The organism is Halobacterium sp. KA-6, from assembly GCF_021029015.1.
Taxonomy (GTDB): domain Archaea; phylum Halobacteriota; class Halobacteria; order Halobacteriales; family Halobacteriaceae; genus Halobacterium.
This window is the reverse complement of record NZ_JAJJZH010000001.1, coordinates 351,400-366,908: the sequence shown is the minus strand read 5'-3', so window position 1 is coordinate 366,908 and position 15,509 is coordinate 351,400. Positions and strand designations below refer to the sequence as shown.

Annotated in this window: 16 protein-coding genes; 8 read left to right on the top strand and 8 right to left on the bottom strand. The window is 68.5% G+C overall.

All coding sequences use genetic code 11. From position 1 onward, the window contains the following. The first annotated feature begins 37 nt into the window (after window positions 1-37). Genes pstC through LPA46_RS02045 form a run of 5 tightly spaced genes read left to right on the top strand, consistent with a single transcriptional unit; the run spans window position 38 to window position 4,951 of the window. Window positions 38-997, top strand: coding sequence for a phosphate ABC transporter permease subunit PstC (gene pstC / locus LPA46_RS02065; protein ID WP_230887634.1), 960 nt, complete (start codon window positions 38-40; stop codon window positions 995-997). Window position 998: 1 nt separating this feature from the next. Beyond that, window positions 999-2,645, top strand: a complete 1,647-nt coding sequence (pstA, locus tag LPA46_RS02060; protein ID WP_230891147.1) for a phosphate ABC transporter permease PstA — start codon at window positions 999-1,001, stop codon at window positions 2,643-2,645. A 6-nt stretch (window positions 2,646-2,651) separates the two neighbouring features. Then, window positions 2,652-3,533, top strand: coding sequence for a phosphate ABC transporter ATP-binding protein PstB (gene pstB / locus LPA46_RS02055; protein WP_230887636.1), 882 nt, complete (start codon window positions 2,652-2,654; stop codon window positions 3,531-3,533). 5 nt (window positions 3,534-3,538) lie between these two features. Next, a complete protein-coding gene (gene phoU, locus LPA46_RS02050) occupies window positions 3,539-4,219 on the top strand; it encodes a phosphate signaling complex protein PhoU (protein WP_230887637.1) in 681 nt (226 codons plus the stop codon). 42 nt (window positions 4,220-4,261) lie between these two features. Then, window positions 4,262-4,951: a TOBE domain-containing protein gene (locus LPA46_RS02045; protein WP_230891146.1), complete on the top strand. Its 690-nt coding sequence runs from the start codon at window positions 4,262-4,264 to the stop codon at window positions 4,949-4,951. A gap of 51 nt (window positions 4,952-5,002) precedes the next feature. Here the strand turns inward: LPA46_RS02045 and LPA46_RS02040 are convergent, their stop codons facing one another. From LPA46_RS02040 to LPA46_RS02030, 3 genes are all read right to left on the bottom strand, one after another. Beyond that, window positions 5,003-5,413 carry a glutaredoxin family protein gene (locus LPA46_RS02040; protein WP_230887639.1) on the bottom strand — a complete coding sequence of 137 codons (411 nt, stop codon included), beginning with the start codon at window positions 5,411-5,413 and terminating at the stop codon, window positions 5,003-5,005. Window positions 5,414-5,607: 194 nt separating this feature from the next. Further along, window positions 5,608-6,243, bottom strand: coding sequence for a transcriptional regulator GfcR (gfcR, locus tag LPA46_RS02035; protein ID WP_230887640.1), 636 nt, complete (start codon window positions 6,241-6,243; stop codon window positions 5,608-5,610). Continuing rightward, a complete protein-coding gene (locus LPA46_RS02030; RefSeq protein ID WP_230891145.1) occupies window positions 6,240-7,307 on the bottom strand; it encodes a glucose 1-dehydrogenase in 1,068 nt (355 codons plus the stop codon). The genes gfcR and LPA46_RS02030 overlap by 4 nt, the downstream gene beginning before the upstream one ends. A gap of 123 nt (window positions 7,308-7,430) precedes the next feature. Here LPA46_RS02030 and LPA46_RS02025 point away from each other — a divergent pair, with 123 nt between their 5' ends. Continuing rightward, window positions 7,431-8,645 (top strand): HAD family hydrolase, encoded by a 1,215-nt coding sequence (locus tag LPA46_RS02025; RefSeq protein ID WP_230891144.1) that lies wholly within the window; start codon window positions 7,431-7,433, stop codon window positions 8,643-8,645. Window position 8,646: 1 nt separating this feature from the next. Here the strand turns inward: LPA46_RS02025 and LPA46_RS02020 are convergent, their stop codons facing one another. Next, a complete protein-coding gene (locus tag LPA46_RS02020; protein WP_230887643.1) occupies window positions 8,647-8,916 on the bottom strand; it encodes a MoaD/ThiS family protein in 270 nt (89 codons plus the stop codon). Between the two features lie 101 nt (window positions 8,917-9,017). Between LPA46_RS02020 and LPA46_RS02015 the strand changes: the two genes are divergently transcribed. Next, window positions 9,018-9,959, top strand: coding sequence for a dihydrodipicolinate synthase family protein (locus LPA46_RS02015; RefSeq protein WP_230891143.1), 942 nt, complete (start codon window positions 9,018-9,020; stop codon window positions 9,957-9,959). Window positions 9,960-9,969: 10 nt separating this feature from the next. Beyond that, a complete protein-coding gene (locus LPA46_RS02010; protein WP_230891142.1) occupies window positions 9,970-11,208 on the top strand; it encodes a mandelate racemase/muconate lactonizing enzyme family protein in 1,239 nt (412 codons plus the stop codon). A gap of 97 nt (window positions 11,209-11,305) precedes the next feature. Here LPA46_RS02010 and LPA46_RS02005 read toward each other — a convergent pair whose 3' ends face one another. From LPA46_RS02005 to LPA46_RS01990, 4 genes are read right to left on the bottom strand one after another with little or no spacing between them, the layout of a single operon-like run. Next, window positions 11,306-12,082, bottom strand: a complete 777-nt coding sequence (locus LPA46_RS02005; protein ID WP_230891141.1) for a universal stress protein — start codon at window positions 12,080-12,082, stop codon at window positions 11,306-11,308. Beyond that, window positions 12,082-13,509, bottom strand: a complete 1,428-nt coding sequence (locus tag LPA46_RS02000; RefSeq protein ID WP_230887647.1) for an APC family permease — start codon at window positions 13,507-13,509, stop codon at window positions 12,082-12,084. Before LPA46_RS02000 ends, LPA46_RS02005 begins: the two co-directional genes overlap by 1 nt. A gap of 48 nt (window positions 13,510-13,557) precedes the next feature. Further along, the gene (locus LPA46_RS01995) at window positions 13,558-14,280 is read right to left on the bottom strand and encodes a diphthine--ammonia ligase (RefSeq protein ID WP_230891140.1); all 723 of its coding nucleotides are present in this window, start codon (window positions 14,278-14,280) and stop codon (window positions 13,558-13,560) included. 36 nt (window positions 14,281-14,316) lie between these two features. Continuing rightward, on the bottom strand, window positions 14,317-15,474 hold the full coding sequence (locus LPA46_RS01990) for a DUF373 family protein (protein ID WP_230891139.1): 1,158 nt from the start codon (window positions 15,472-15,474) through the stop codon (window positions 14,317-14,319). Window positions 15,475-15,509: the final 35 nt, after the last annotated feature.

Genomic DNA, 15,509 nt, shown 5'->3' with positions numbered 1-15,509 from the left:
AAAGAGCTTATAGGTTCAGCATGACCGGAACAAATTAATGAGCGGCGACAGCCTGGCGGACGACCTCACTCGTCGGACCCAGAACGCGCCACCGGAGTTACTCTCGCGGACGTTCTTCTTCGTGTGTGCCGCGCTCTCGATAGCCACGACCATCGGTCTCATCGTCCTCCTGACGACGGAGGCCGCGAAGTTCTTCACGTTCTCCGCGCCGCTGGTCGGCGTGGAGGGCGAGACCGCGACTGTCGTCGAGTTCCTCACCGGTACCGAGTGGCAACCAACCAGCGGGCGCTTCGGCGTGCTCGCGCTCGTGACGGCGACGCTGATGGTGATGATCGGTTCCTCCATCATCGCGTTGCCGCTGGGCGTCGGCACCGCTATCTACCTCAGCGAGTACGCCAGCCCGCGCGTGCGTTCGATTCTCAAGCCCGGCCTGGAGATTCTGGCGGGCATCCCGACGGTCGTCTACGGCTTCTTCGCCATCATCTACATCACGCCGATGCTCCAGCCGTTCGTCCCCGGACTGGGGACGTTCAACATGCTGTCGGCGTGTATCGTCGTCGGCATCATGATTATCCCGATGGTCGCGTCCATCAGCGAGGACGCGATGTCCGCGGTCCCCGAAGAACTCCGGCAGGCGGGCTACGGGATGGGCGCGACAAAATTCGAGGTCTCGACGGACATCGTCGTCCCGTCGGCGCTCTCGGGCATCTTCTCGTCGTTCATCCTCGCGCTCTCGCGGGCCATCGGCGAGACGATGGCGGTCACCATCGCGGCCGGCTCGACCGCGCAGTTCCTCAACCCGTTCAACCCCGCCACGTACACGGAGCGCGCGCTCCCGATGACCGCCGCGATGATCAAACTCATCGGCGGGGACGTGACGGGCGGCGGCCTCGCGTACCGGAGCGTGTTCGCCATCGGCATCACCCTCTTCGTCATCACGCTCGCCATGAACGTCATCAGCGACTACGTCGCACAGCGCTACCGGGAGGAGTACTGAGATGGCCACGAACAACGAAATCGAGGGGTTCGGACGCGTCAGCCGGACGGCGGGCACGCTGTTCCGCTACCTGCTGTTGGCGGCGACGCTGTTCGGCCTCGTCTTCGTCACGATACTGCTGGTCTACGTCGCCAACGACGCCATCCGGCCGCTGACCGCCGACCCCGGCTGGCACCTGACGTTCTTCCTCACGCTCGTGATACCGACGCTGGCGGCCGGCGCGTACGCCAACCGACGGGACATCGCTGCGCTCCGCACGGGCGTGTTCACCATCGGCTTCGTCGTCGTCGCGCTGATGTTCAGCGGCGGCGCGGCGATGATTTTCGTGGACATCGTCGAGCCGCTGACGTGGCTGGCGTTCCTGCTCGCGCTCGCCGTCCCCACCGCGGTCACGATGGCGGTCGTCAGCTACGACCACCGCGTCTCGTTCGTCGCGCAGTTCGTCGTCACCGTCGCCGCGTTCTACCTCTCGCTGTTCGGCGTACCCGGCCCGCTGGGCTCGCTCGCGGGCGTCCCGACCATCGTCCCGAGCCTCTTCGGCTTCGTCGCGGGCCTGCCGTTCGCACCGGCACCGTGGCTGATGATGGCCATGACGTTCGGGCCACCCGTGGCGTACATCGGGAGCCGGTACGTCGCCGGCGACCGCGACCGACGAACCCACGTGCTGGTCGGTGCGGGCATCCTCGCGGTCGTGCTCGCCGGCGGCGCGCTCGCCCCGTTCGCGGGCGTCGACCCCGTTCCCGGCGTCGTCGTCGCGGCGGTCGGCATCGCGCCGCCGCTCGTCTACGCGGCCGGCACCGCCGTGAACCGCCCGACCGAACGCGTCGGCCTGCTCGTCCCGGCGACCGTCGTCGTCGGGTCGCTCGTCGGGGCCGTAGCCGTAGACGTCGTCGGGTTCGCCGGCCCGCAGTCGTGGGTCGACTGGGCGTTCCTCACGAACTCGCACAGCAGCACCGCCGCGGAAGCCGGCTTCTACCCCGCCATCGGCGGCTCGATTCTGCTGATGTTGACCGTCGCCGTGCTCGCGTTCCCCGTGGGCATCGGCGCTGCCGTCTACCTCGAAGAGTACGCGCCGAACAACCGGTTCACGCGCATCATCGACGTGAACATCTCGAACCTCGCTGGCGTGCCGTCGGTCGTCTACGGGCTGCTCGGGCTCGGGCTGTTCGTCACGTACCTGAACCAGCCCCCGGGCACGGTGTTGCTCGGCGGCGCGACCCTCGGCCTGCTCATCCTCCCCATCGTCATCATCTCCGCGCGGGAAGCCATCCGCGCGGTGCCCGAGGAGACGCGGGCGGCGTCGTACGGGATGGGCGCGACGAAGTGGCAAACCGTCAAGAACGTCGTGCTACCGCGGTCGTTCTCGGGCATCCTCACCGGGACGATTCTCGCGCTCGGCCGCGCCATCGGCGAGACCGCGCCGCTCATCATGATCGGCGCGCCGAACGTCAAGTACTCGCTGCCGGCCGGCCTCTCGGAGGCCGCCAGCGCGATGCCGCTGCAGGTGTACGCGTGGTCGAGTCTCTACGCCGGCGACGACTTCTACCAGAAGGCCGTCCCGGCTGGCGTCGTGGTGCTCGTCGCCATCCTGCTGGCGATGAACTCCATCGCCATCGTCCTGCGGAACAAGTACCAGTCCACGGAGTGATTCACTATGAGCGACAACACATCAGAGTTCAGCGCCGACGCGGGCGACGGAGAGACCGCCGACCCGACGGCCGACGACATGGTCATCGAGACCGACGTCGCGAGCGCGACGTCCAGCAGCGAGACGACGACCACCCCCGACCCCATCATCCGCTCGCGGGACCTCGACGTGTTCTACGGCGAGGAACAGGCCCTCGACAGCATCGACATCGACATCCCGGAGAACCGCGTCACCGCCATCATCGGGCCGTCGGGCTGCGGGAAGTCGACGTTCCTGCGCTGCATCAACCGGATGAACGACCGCATCGAGGCCTGCCGGGTGGAGGGCGAGCTCTCCCTGCGCGGGAAGAACGTCTACGACCCCGACGTCGACCCGGTGGCGCTGCGCCGCCGCGTCGGCATGGTGTTCCAGGAGCCCAACCCGTTCCCGAAGAGCATCTACGACAACGTCGCCTACGGCCTCGAAATCCAGGACGTGGAGGGCGACCACGACGAAATCGTCGAGCAGTCCCTCAAGCGCGCGGCGCTGTGGGACGAGGTCAGCCACCAGCTCGACAGCTCCGGCCTGGAACTGTCGGGCGGGCAGCAACAGCGGCTCTGCATCGCGCGCGCCATCGCGCCGGACCCCGAGGTCCTGCTGATGGACGAGCCGGCGTCGGCGCTCGACCCGGTCGCGACCAGCCAGGTCGAGGACCTCATCGAGGAGCTCGCCGAGGACTACACGGTCGTCATCGTCACGCACAACATGCAGCAGGCCGCCCGCATCTCCGACAAGACGGCCGTATTCCTTACGGGCGGGGAGCTCGTCGAATTCGGTGACACCGACCAAATCTTCGAGAACCCCGAGCACGACCGGGTCGAAGATTACATTACGGGCAAGTTCGGGTAACAACCATGCCACGAGAGAGCTACCAAGAGAAACTCGAGGCGCTCCGCAGCGACGTCCTCTACATGAGCGAAGTGGTCGTCGACCGCCTGCGGCTGGCGCTCGAAGCCATGGAACAGAAAGACGAGGAGGCCGCCTGGGACGTCATCGAGGGCGACGACGAGGTCAACCAACTCTACCTCGACCTCGAGGAGGAATGCATCGACCTGCTCGCGCTCCAGCAGCCCGTCGCCGGCGACCTCCGGCTCATCGCGTCGTCGTTCAAGATTACGACGGACCTCGAACGCATCGGCGACCTCGCGACGAACCTCGCGGAGTACACCCTCGACGCGGACCGCGACATGTTCCCCGAGGTCGACATCCAGGCCATCGGCACCACCACCATCGAGATGGTCGAGGACGCGATGAACGCCTACGCCGACGAGGACGTCGACGCCTGCTACGAAATCGCCGAGCGCGACGACGACCTCGACGAGGCCTGCCGGCAGGCCTCGGAGACGGTGATGCGGGACCTCATCGAGACCGAAATCGACGCCGAGTCCAGCGAGGCGGAGATCGAGGCCCTGATGAACGACGTCTCCCGGATGCTGCTGACGGTGCGGGACCTCGAGCGCGTCGGCGACCACGCGGTCAACGTCGCCGCGCGCACCGTCTACATGGTCGAGAAGGACGACGAGCTCATCTACTGACGCGACCCAATCCTTTTGCGCGTGCTCGGGGTACAGCGACGCATGGACACCCACCCCGAGTTCGACGCCTACGTCGGCAGCGACGGGGTAACTCTGGACACGCGGGACGTCGCGCTGTTGCGCGCCATCGACGACGAGGGCTCGCTGAGCAGCGCGTCGGCGTCGCTGGGGCGCTCGTACGCGCACGCCCAGCGCCGCGTCGTCGAACTCGAAGACGCGTTCGGGTCGCTCGTCGAGCGCCAGCGCGGCGGCTCCGGCGGCGGCGGCAGCGAACTCACGGACACCGCGACCGAACTGCTCGCGACGTTCGAGCGCCTGCAGACGAGCTTCGAGGGGGTCACGAAGGTCGCGGAGACGGTGCTCTCGGGGACAGTCGTCGAGCGCGACGGCGAACTCGCGACGGTCGAGACGGCCGCGGGGCGCGTGCGCGCGCTCGTCCCGGAGGGCGACGGCGACGTCCACCTCACGCTGCGCGCGGACGCCGTCACGCTGACCGACCCCGCGGACACGCCGACGCCCGAGCACACGAGCGCACGGAACCGCTTCTCCGGCACCGTCACGAGCGTCGAGACCGGGGAGCGCATCGCGCGCGTCGCCGTCGACGTCGGCGCCGACGACCCCGTGCTCGCGCTGGTCACCGAGGACAGCCGTCAGCGACTTTCGCTGGAAACGGGTCGCGACGTCGTCGTCTCCTTCAAAGCCACCGCGACGCGCGGCGTCCCCGTCGAATAGCGATACCCGCCGCTACGCGGCGAGCGTCGAAGAAAAGTGCCTCGGTGCGGCTCAGAACGGGGACTCGACGCCGTCGTCCGCGCTCGTCGCTGCGGCGTCCTCGTCGACGTCGGCGTCGTCGGCGTTCAGTTCGTCCGCGAGCTCGCCGCGCTCTTCGAGTTCAGCGAGAATGTCGCTGCCGCCCACGAACTCCCCGTCGACGAACGTCTGCGGGATGGTCTCCCAGCCGCTGCGCTCCTCGAGCGCGACGCGGAACTCGTCGAGGCTCTGGAGCGCGTCCACCGTGTGCACGTCCGGTCGGTACTGCGAAATCAGGTTGACCGCGCGCTTCGAGAACCCACACTGGGGCATCCGCGCGTCCCCCTTCATGAACAGCACCACGTCGTTGTTCTCGATCGCCTCGGCGACGATTTCGTCGACCGCTTCCTGCTCCATCGCGGAGTCCATCGGGTCGAAAGCCATACCCGTCCTACGGCGAGGACAGAGAAATGCCTTGGGACGCGTGGCGCGCTGGCGGCGCGCCACGGAACGAGCGAACGGCGACCAGCGGGAGCCGTGAGCCGCATGGCCGACCGCAGGGAGGCCACGTTAAAGCGACCCGCGAGCCGCGTGCTCGACCGCAGGATGGTTTTCGAGACTACCTCGAGAGCCGAGGGTCAGTCGTCGTTGCCGACGCGGATGACCTGGAACAGCGATTCGAGGGGGACGTCGTCGACGTCCGCGATGCCCTGCTTGTCCACGAGGACGCCGCAGGCGACGGGTTTGCCGCCGGCGTCGCGGATGGCGTCGACGGTCTCGGAGATGGTGGTGCCCGAGGTGATGGTGTCGTCGACGACGAAGCACTCGCGGTCCTCGACGCTGGCGAAGTTCCGGCTGAAACTCCCGCCGAGGTTCTCGATGTCGCCTTCCTCCCACTGGTGCTTGCGCGGGGTGTAGGTCGCGAGGTCGGTCTTCAGTTCGTTCGAGACGGCGGTCGCCAGCGGCACGCCAGCCTTCTCGACGCCGACGATGAGGTCGACGTCGTGGCTGTGCTCGCGGAGCGCGTCGGCCAGCGCCATGCCGATGGCGTTGAGGCGCGCGCCGGCTTCGCCGATGTTGCTCCAGTCCACGTGCACGTCCTGGGGGCCACCGGACGGTTCTTCGTCGACGGGAGACGCGGTGCCGCCCGCGCGCTCGACGAGCCAGCTCGCAGTCTCCCGGGAGACGTTCAGTTCGTCCGCGATTTCGCCACGCGACAGCCCGCGGGCCGCCAATTCCGAGGCGCTGTCGATGAGGTCGTCGACGTTCTTCATCTACTGTCGAATTGAACCGCCGTCTTGATGGTCGTTTCGTCGTCGACGAATGCTCGGTCGAAGTCGTCGAGGTCGTAGACGCCGGTGACGAGGTCGTCGAACAGCCACTCCGGGAGCGCCTGCAGCGTGTCGACGGCAGCCTCGAAGTGCTCGACGCCGGAGTTGACGCTGCCGACCAGCGCCTTGTTCTGGAGGACGAACTCGCGGTGCAGGCGACCGCCGTCGACCGAGAACGCCCAGTTCTCGGGCACGCCGAGGAGCGCGCCGACGCCGTTGGGCGCGAGCGCCTCTATCGTCTCGAAGGCGTGTTTCGGGTAGCCGGTGGCCTCGTAGACGAAGTCCATCGGTTCGTGGGCGGCTGGAACGTCGGGCACCGCGGTCTCCCGGGAGTCGACGTACGTCGCGCCGAGGCGTTCGATGACGTCGATTGTGGGGTCGGGTCGGTCGCGGCGGCCGAGGCAGTACGTCCGCTCGAACCGGTCGTCGGTTTCGAGCATCGCGAGCGTGAGCAGGCCGAGCGAGCCGTTCCCGAGCACGAGCGCGGTCTCGGGCTGCCAGTCGAAGGCCGACCGCGCGGCGAACGCGTGCTCGAAGGCCTTCTCGGAGATGCTGACGGGTTCGACGAGGAAGCCGCGCGCCGCGAGGTCGGCGGGAATCTCGACGAGGAACTCCGCGGGGCTGGTGAAGTACTCGGCCATGAAGCCGTGCGCGCCCTCGATGCCGCGCTCGTGGTACTCGCCGCCGGGCGCCATGTCGGGCTCGCCGCGCTCGAAGTAGTCGTTGGCGCCGTTCGGCCGCCGGCGGACCGTCGGCACGACGACGTCGCCGGCGTCGAGGTCGGTGCCGTTCGGGTCCTCGACGACGCCGACGGCCTCGTGGCCGAGCACGAGGTGGTCGTCGCCCTCGGGGAAGCCGCCGTGGCTACCCGCGATGACTTCGTGGTCCGTGCCGTCGACGCCGACGCGGAGCGTGCGCACGAGCGCTTCCCCGTGCGCCGGGTCGGGCCGCGGCAGGTCGACGACGCGCGGCGTCCGGTCGTCGCGGGTGACGGCGATTGCGTCCATGCCTACCTCTCACACCCACACCGACTAAATATTTATTATGTATCGAGTAAGTCGTCGCGGACGAACCCCACCCGCGCGCCGGCTCCCACCCACACCTAAACCGGTGCCGTCCGTCCAGCCGGTATGGAACGGTACGACCGACTGTACGCACTCTACGACGAGTTCGACGCGGAGACGATACGCGCCTACCAGGACCTCGTGGACCTGTTCCCACCCGTCGACTCCCGCGTGGCCCTGGAGTACTGGGAGTCCGCCAGCGACGAACTCGCCGCGCGGAAGGACGACGTCCGCGCGGCGTTCGACGACGGCGACACGTACGCCGAATTGGTCGCGCGAGCGTCCCGCGAGCAGGCGTTCGCGGCGCTGGACCTCCACGCGAAGTACGACCGCGGCGTCAACGTGCTCGTGCTCGACGTCGACGAGACGCTTCGCTCGGCGGGCCACACGGACAACGAGATTCCCCGCGAGACGCTACACCTGCTCACGGAGTTCCACGAGGCCGGCGTCCCCATCGTCATCTGTACGGGGCAGACCCTGGAGAACGTCAAGGGCTTCCTGATTCAGGGGCTCGGGAACGAACTCGTCCACTCGGGGAACGTCTCCATCGTCTACGAGGCGGGGACGGGCGTGTTCACGCCTGGCCACGGCCCCGACACGAAACAACTGCTCTACGAGGGGCTCGAAGACGACGTGCGCACGGTGTTCGACGACGTGCGCGCCCGCGTGCTCTCCGACGCCCCGGAGGGTATCCGGCAGGGCTGTCACCTCCAGGGCAACGAGTTCAACGTCACGCTCAAGCCGAACTTCGAGACGGGCAGCGACCGCGCCCGCGGCCTCATCGACGACGCGCTCCGGTACGAACTCGAACTGCTGGCGGACTGCGTGGCGGGCGCGACCGCCGACCACGTGCGCGCGTTCTACGCCGACCAGGATCCCGAAATCGCGGGCGTCCTCGCCGACGCCGACCAGCAGCCCGAGGACGTCACCGTCCCCGAGGACGTGCGCGCGGTGCTCGAACGAATCGACGTAGCGTACTACGAGGCCGACGCCGCCGAAATCGCGTCCCGCGAACTGAACAAGGTCGTGGGCGTGCAGGGAGCCTTCGACGTGCTCGACGTCGACGACCCGTTCGCGCTCGTGATGGGCGACAGCAAGAGCGACCTGCGCGTGATGGAGTGGGTCGCCGAAGAGGACGCGGGTATCGCGGCAGCGCCCGACCACGCCTCCAAGCGCGTCCTAGAGCACGTCTGGGAGACCGACGACCTCGTCTTCGACGAGGGCGCGGCCGACGAGGTGCTCAGGACCGCGTGGGCGCTGAATCGGCTCGCAGAACAGTAGGTTAGCTGGCGAGGCTGAAACGGACGGTGTCGCCCTCGTGGAGGCGGCTACCGGCGGAGAGCGGCTCGCTGTCCGTGGAGTCCCGGACGACGACCGTGTCCGTGCGGAGCCGCGACCCTTCGAGGACACCTGCGCGGACGTGGGACCCGAGTTCGTCGGCGAGCGCGTCCACGACGTCGGCGACAGTGGCGTCGGCGGCGACGCCGACGCGGGCGCTGTGCGTGCCGGTACGAGCGGCGAGCGTTCCCGTGAGCTTCACCTCGACGTCCATGCGAGCACGTACCGATCGCGGCGGCAAAAAGTTTACTCACGTGTGGAAAAGTCGTCGTCGGAACCACGGCGCTTATGCTGGCGGCGGGCGACCCGCCGCACGTGCCAGACCACGCACCAGCCCCCGGCGCGGACGACCCCCTCGACCTCCACGGGGTTGTCCCGCCGACCGTGACAGCGTTCCACGACGACGAAACGGTCGACTTCGAGCGCACCGCCGAACACGCACGGTTCGTCGTCGACCGCGGCGTCGACGGCGTCTTCCCGCTCGGGACGAACGGCGAGTTCCCCCTGCTGACGGGCGGCGAACGACAGCGCGTCGTCGAAGCCGTCGTCGACGAGGTCGGCGGCGAGGTCCCGGTCATCGCCGGCGTCGGCGCGCCCAGCACCCGGCAGACGGTCGCACACGCCGAACACGCCGAGGAAGCCGGCGTCGACGGCGTCGTCGTCGTCACGCCGTACTACTACCCGCTGGACGACGAGGCTACAGTCGCGCACTACGAGCGCGTCGCCGCCGCCGTCGACCTCCCGGTGTACGTCTACCACATCCCCTCGAAGACGGGGAACTCGCTGTCCCTGGACGTGCTCGACGACCTCTCGGCCATCGACAACCTCGCGGGCATCAAGGACTCCTCGAAGGACGTCCCGTGGCTCGGGCAGGCCATCGACGACCACCCCGAGCTCACCTTCGTCGCGGGCTCGGACTCGCTGCTCGTGCCCGGCCTCGACCTCGGCTGCACGGGCATGGTGTCGGCGGTCGCGAACGCGTTCCCGGAACTCGTCGTGGACCTCTACGAGGCCTACGACGAGGGGAACACCGAGCACGCGCGCAACCTCCAGAGCACGGTCTACGACGTCCGCACGGCGCTCAAGCAGGGGCCGTACATGGCGGGCGTGAAGACCGCGCTCCAGTTGCGCGGGTTCGACGCCGGCCCGCTGCGCTCGCCGTTACGGACGATGGACGACGACCAGCGCGAGGCCCTCGAAGTCCGCCTGGACGAACTCGGTCTCCTCGAAACCATAGATTTACACCGAAACGAGTGAACCTTCGACCATGGGGATAGATTACAGCGACCTCCACGACCCGAACGCGGAGTACACGATGCGCGAGCTCTCCGCGGAGACGATGGGAGCCGACCGGGAGCGGCCCGCACCCCGCGACCTCGAAATCACGGACGTACAGACGACGATGGTCGACGGTAACTTCCCGTGGACGCTCGTCCGCGTCTACACCGACGCGGGCGTCGTCGGCACCGGCGAAGCCTACTGGGGCGCGGGCGTCCCCGAACTCATCGAGCGGATGAAGCCGTTCGTCATCGGGGAGAACCCCCTCGACATCGACCGCCTCTTCGAGCACCTCGTCCAGAAGATGAGCGGCGAGGGCTCCGTCGAGGGCGTCACTGTGACGGCCATCTCCGGCATCGAGGTCGCGCTCCACGACCTCGCCGGGAAAGTGCTGGACGTGCCCGCCTACCAGCTGCTCGGCGGGAAGTACCGCGACGACGTGCGCGTCTACTGTGACTGCCACACCGAGGAGGAAGCCGACCCCGAGGCGTGCGCCGAGGAAGCCGAACGCGTCGTCGAGGAACTCGGCTACGACGCCCTCAAATTCGACCTCGACGTGCCCAGCGGCCTGGAGAAGGACCGCGCGAACCGCCACCTCCGCCCGGGCGAGATTCGCCACAAGGCCGAAATCGTCGAGCAGGTCACCGAGCGCGTGAAAGACCGCGCGGACGTCGCCTTCGACTGCCACTGGACGTTCTCCGGTGGCTCGGCGAAGCGCCTCGCCAGCGAACTCGAGGAGTACGACGTCTGGTGGCTCGAAGACCCCGTCCCCCCGGAGAACCTCGAAGTGCAGGAGGAGGTCACGAAGTCCACGACGACGCCCATCGCGGTCGGCGAGAACCGCTACCGCGTCACCGAGGAGCGCCGCCTCATCGAGAACCAGGCCGTGGACATCGTCGCGCCCGACCTCCCGAAGGTCGGCGGCATGCGCGAGACCCAGAAAATTGCGGACGTCGCCAACCAGTACTACGTGCCGGTGGCGATGCACAACGTCTCCTCGCCCATCGCGACGATGGCGAGCGCCCAGGTCGGCGCCGCCATCCCGAACAGCCTCGCCGTGGAGTTCCACTCCTACGAACTCGGCTGGTGGAGCGACCTCGTCGAAGAAGACGTCATCGAGGACGGCTCCATCACCATCCCCGAGAAGCCCGGCCTCGGCCTCACCCTCGACATGGACACCGTCGAGGAGCACATGGTCGAAGGCGAGACCCTATTCGACCCCGCATAGCGGGGCCGAGCGAGTGAGTCGCAGCGCGAACGCAGTGAGCGACCATCTCACTACGTTCGACGAGGCGTAAGTCGACCCGTCGGTTCGGTAACCGCTACTATTCCTCGACTTCGCGGTCCCGCACGACCAGTACGGGTGCGACCGCGCCTTCCGCGACGCGCTCGGTCTCGTCGCCGAACAGCGCCGCGAACACCGACTCGCCGCCCGCGCCCATGACGATGACGTCGAACTCGCCGGAGCGGTCGACGATGCTGCGGATGGGGTACTCCGATTCAGTAACTTCGGTGGTAATCTGGTCGGCGGGGAGCCCGCGGTCGGCGAGCGTCTCGCGGACGTACTCCACGGCTTCGTCGGCGTCGAAGTCGACGCCGCTCTCCTCGATGCCCCAGAGCGTGACGGTGCCCTCGCCGCCCGCGAGCAGCGTACCGACGAGGTCCGCGAGGCGGTCGGCGTCGACGGTGCCCCGAATCGGGACGACGACGTCCTCGATGTCGCCGACGGGATTCGGGAGGAGGACGGCAGTCGCGCCGACCTCCTCGGCGACGCGTTCGACGGTCTGGTCGCGGTCGTGCGTGAACGCGACTCGGGTTTCGACGTCGCGGCCAGCGGCGCGGAACGTTTCCGCGAGGTCCTCGACGGCTTCCTGCGCGCGGTCCTCGAACTGCATGCTCGCCTGCTCGGTCGGCGTCTGCTCGGGGAGGACGTGGTAGCCCAGGACGACGACGTTCGCAGGCGCGAGGAACGCAGCCAGCGACTCCGAGATGGACTCGCCCTCCAGCACTTCCACGGGCACGAGCACGCGCGGGGGCTCGCGGATGTGCAGCGATTCGTCGGCTGGCGCGGACTCGAACGGCGTGGATTCGTCGGCTGTCATCAGAGGACCCCCTTGAGTTGCACGTCGCTCGCGTAGTACTTGTACCACCCGGCGGCCGCGGCCATGATGGCGAGCCCGATTATCTGGGAGGCGCGCTGCATGAACCCGATGAGCGCGAAACTGGCGACTGCGCCGACGCCCGCGACCAGCCAGTAGGCGGGCACGCGGAAGTCGGGGTCGTACCACTCGGGTTCGTCGCGGCGCATCGAAATCAGCGCGACGCACATCAGCCCGTACATCACGAGGTGGAGGAACGACGCGACCTCCGCGAGCACTTCGACCTCGCCGAGCGCGACGAGCACGAGCACCGGGCCGCCGGCCATCGCGAGCGCGACGTGCGGCGTGCCGTACTTGAGGTTGAGGCGGCTCGCATACTGCGGGACGAGCGCGTCCTTGCTCACCGCGAACACTGCCCGCGAGGTGGAGAGAATCGACGCGTTCGCGCTGGAGACGGTCGCGAGCAGGCCGGCGACGAGGATGGCGAGCGCGCCCGCGTCACCGAAGTACGCTCGTGCGACCTCGACGATGGCGGTCTCGCCGAACCGCGACAGCGGGTCGCTGCCGAACGCGCTCGTCGCCACGAAAATCGTCGAGACGTAGAGGATGCCGACGATGACGACCGAGCCGACCATCGCCAGCGGGAGGTTCCGTCCGGGGTTCTTGATGTCGCCGGCGACGGTCGCGACCTGCGCGAATCCCAGATACGAGGTGAACACGAGCGCCGCGGTCGTGAACATCGGCATCGGCCCGAACGGCATGAACGTCTCGGGCGTGCTCGCGGTCCCGAACACGCCGACGGCGTCGAGGCCGCCGTAGCCGAGGAAGAGGACGAGAATCGTCAACAGCAGGCCGACGACGTAGTTCTGGAGTTTCGCGGCGTTCTCCGTCCCGAAGAGGTTCAGCGCCGTGAGCGCCACGCCGAACACCAGCGCCAGCGGCACGACCACCGGGATGTTCCCGACGGGGACGCCGGCTTCGAGCAGCAAGGCGGCGGCGTAGTTCCCGAAGCCGACGAGGTAGAACGCGGTCGCGAACACGAGCCCGAGCCAGATGCTGATGCCGACGACCGCGCCGGGGAGCGCGCCGAGCGCCCGCGAGATGAAGTAGTAGCCGCCGCCGGACTTGGGCATCGCGGTCGCCAACTCCGAAGCCGGGAGCGCGACGAGCAACGCGATGACCGCGCCGATGGCGAACGACCCCGCGGCCGCGGGCCCGGCGTTGCCGGCCGCCAGCCCCGGGAACACGAAGATACCCGCGCCAATCATCGTCCCGACGCCGATGGCGACGCCGCCCTTCAGGCCGATGGAGCGTTCGAGTTCCGTCCCCTCCTCGGTGACGGTCGTCTCGCCGTCCGCCGCCGTGGGCGGCGCGACCGGTTCCGGCGTCTCGCCCGCCACGTTCGTGCCGTTCTCGCCAGCCGTTCCCATACCGGATTCCCGACACGAACCCGGAATAAGGTACTGGCCACTCCTCCCCTACTCGCCCAGCCGTGCGTCCGTAACCTCGATGTGGCCGCGGTCGCCGTTCCAGACGGTGTCGTACTCCAACTCGATTGGACGAGACATGTGCGGGCCGTCGGTGACGAAGGTCTCGAACTCCCCGCCCTCGCCGAGCACGTGGACGCCGTACTCTTCGTTGAGGGCTTCGAGTTCGTCGAGCGCGTCGCGGTCGAGCGTGCGGCCGAGCCACGACTTGTCGAGGCCGTACGCCGCCACCTGGACGATGGTGATTTCGAAGCCGGCGGCGAGCATCTCGTCGGCGAGGTCGCGGGGGTCGCGCTGCCACAGCGGCGCGAACACCTCGCAGCCGAGCCGCTCGGCCATCGCCTCGATGCGTGAGGTCTGGTACTCGCTCTCGACGGCCCCCGCGGTGACGCCCGCGAGCCCGCCGTCGAGGTCGTCGGCGAGGTCGGCGAGCGCGGCTTCCAGCGGTTCGAGTTCGGTGTCGCCCTGCTCGCCGGACTCGGTTGCGGCTGCCGCCTCGAAGTCCTCGGGTTCGACGTCCACGAGCGGGATGCCGATGCTCTCGGCGGCGAGGCTGGCGAGGCGCGTCGCGGGTACGTGGTACATGTACGAGTCGCCCTCGGGGTGGACGGTGACGAGGCGCGCGACGTCCAGACCCTCCTCGAGCGCGCGGTAGAGCGCCCACGAGGAGTCCTTGCCGCCGGAGAACAGGCTCACCCACTGGCCGTCAGTCATACTCGTGCTTGCGGCGCGGCGTTGAAATACTCCACTCTATGGCTCCACTGGCTCCTCGCCGTCCTCCACGTCGACTTCGTCGACGTCGCTGAACCGGGTCGCGACGCGGAGGCCGATGACGCTGACGAGCACGCCGGCGACGACGAACGCCGCGAGCCGCTCCTCGGGGGAGAGCACGAACCCCTCGATGGAGAGCGCGCCGACCTCCGCGGCAGGCACCGCGACGGCGTCGAGTTCGCCGGCCAGTTCCATGAAGTACGCCGAGAACCCGCGGACGACGAGCCCCACCGCGAGCACGCCGAACGGGAGGTTGAGGAACGACGTGCGGACCTCCTCGTGGCGGATGAACTCGTCGAACAGCCGGCCGGCGCTGGCCGCGAGGCCACCGAGTGTTATCCACGGCACGCTGTAGTAGGTGAACGCCATCGCGGTCAACAACAGCGGCGTCTCCGAGGGCAGGTCGGAGATGCCGAGCGCGCCCGCGAACACGCCGACGAGCGCGAGGCCGCCCGCCACGACGTACGTGACGATGGAGACGCGGCCGGAGTACAGCGCGTCCCGCGCCTGCGCGGGGACCTCCGCGAGGTAGTTCTCGATGCTCAGGCCCTTGTAGAGGACGAACAGGCCGATGACGGCGGTGATGGCGGCGACCGCGACCGCGAGGCTGCCGGTCACCATCATCAGCGCCGGGAACACCAGCAGGACGATGCCCAGCGGCACGAGCACGGTCTGTCGGAGCTCCTCGTCGGCGAGGAACTGCTTGAGGAGGTAGTACGTGGACTCGAGGTCGCGGGCCTGCCGGACGACCACGCGGTCGACGGCGTCCACCTGAAGGCGGCTCTCCACGATGGGGACGACGCGCTCGTCCTCGGCGCTGTCGATGACGACGACCGCCGAGTCGGGGTCGTAGCGCTCGATGAGGTCGTCCAGTTGGTCGGCGACCGAGCGGTCCGCGGAGACGGTGTCGCCGCTCCCGGAGATGGCGGCGACGACGGCGTCGTCCTCGCCGTCCCGGAGGTCGCGGGTGACCCGAAGCGCCTCCAGCAGGGTGTTCACGGCGGAGTCCTCGGGGTCGGCGATGCCCATCTCCACGACCAGCGACTGCACCGCCTCCCAGCCCGCGACCGGCGTCTGCAACCCGGTCTGTCGGGGGATGTCCCCGGTCCGGTCCACACAGACGACCAGCGTGCGCATCTATCGTCCACAGCGTCGCGCTGCCGTGATAAAAA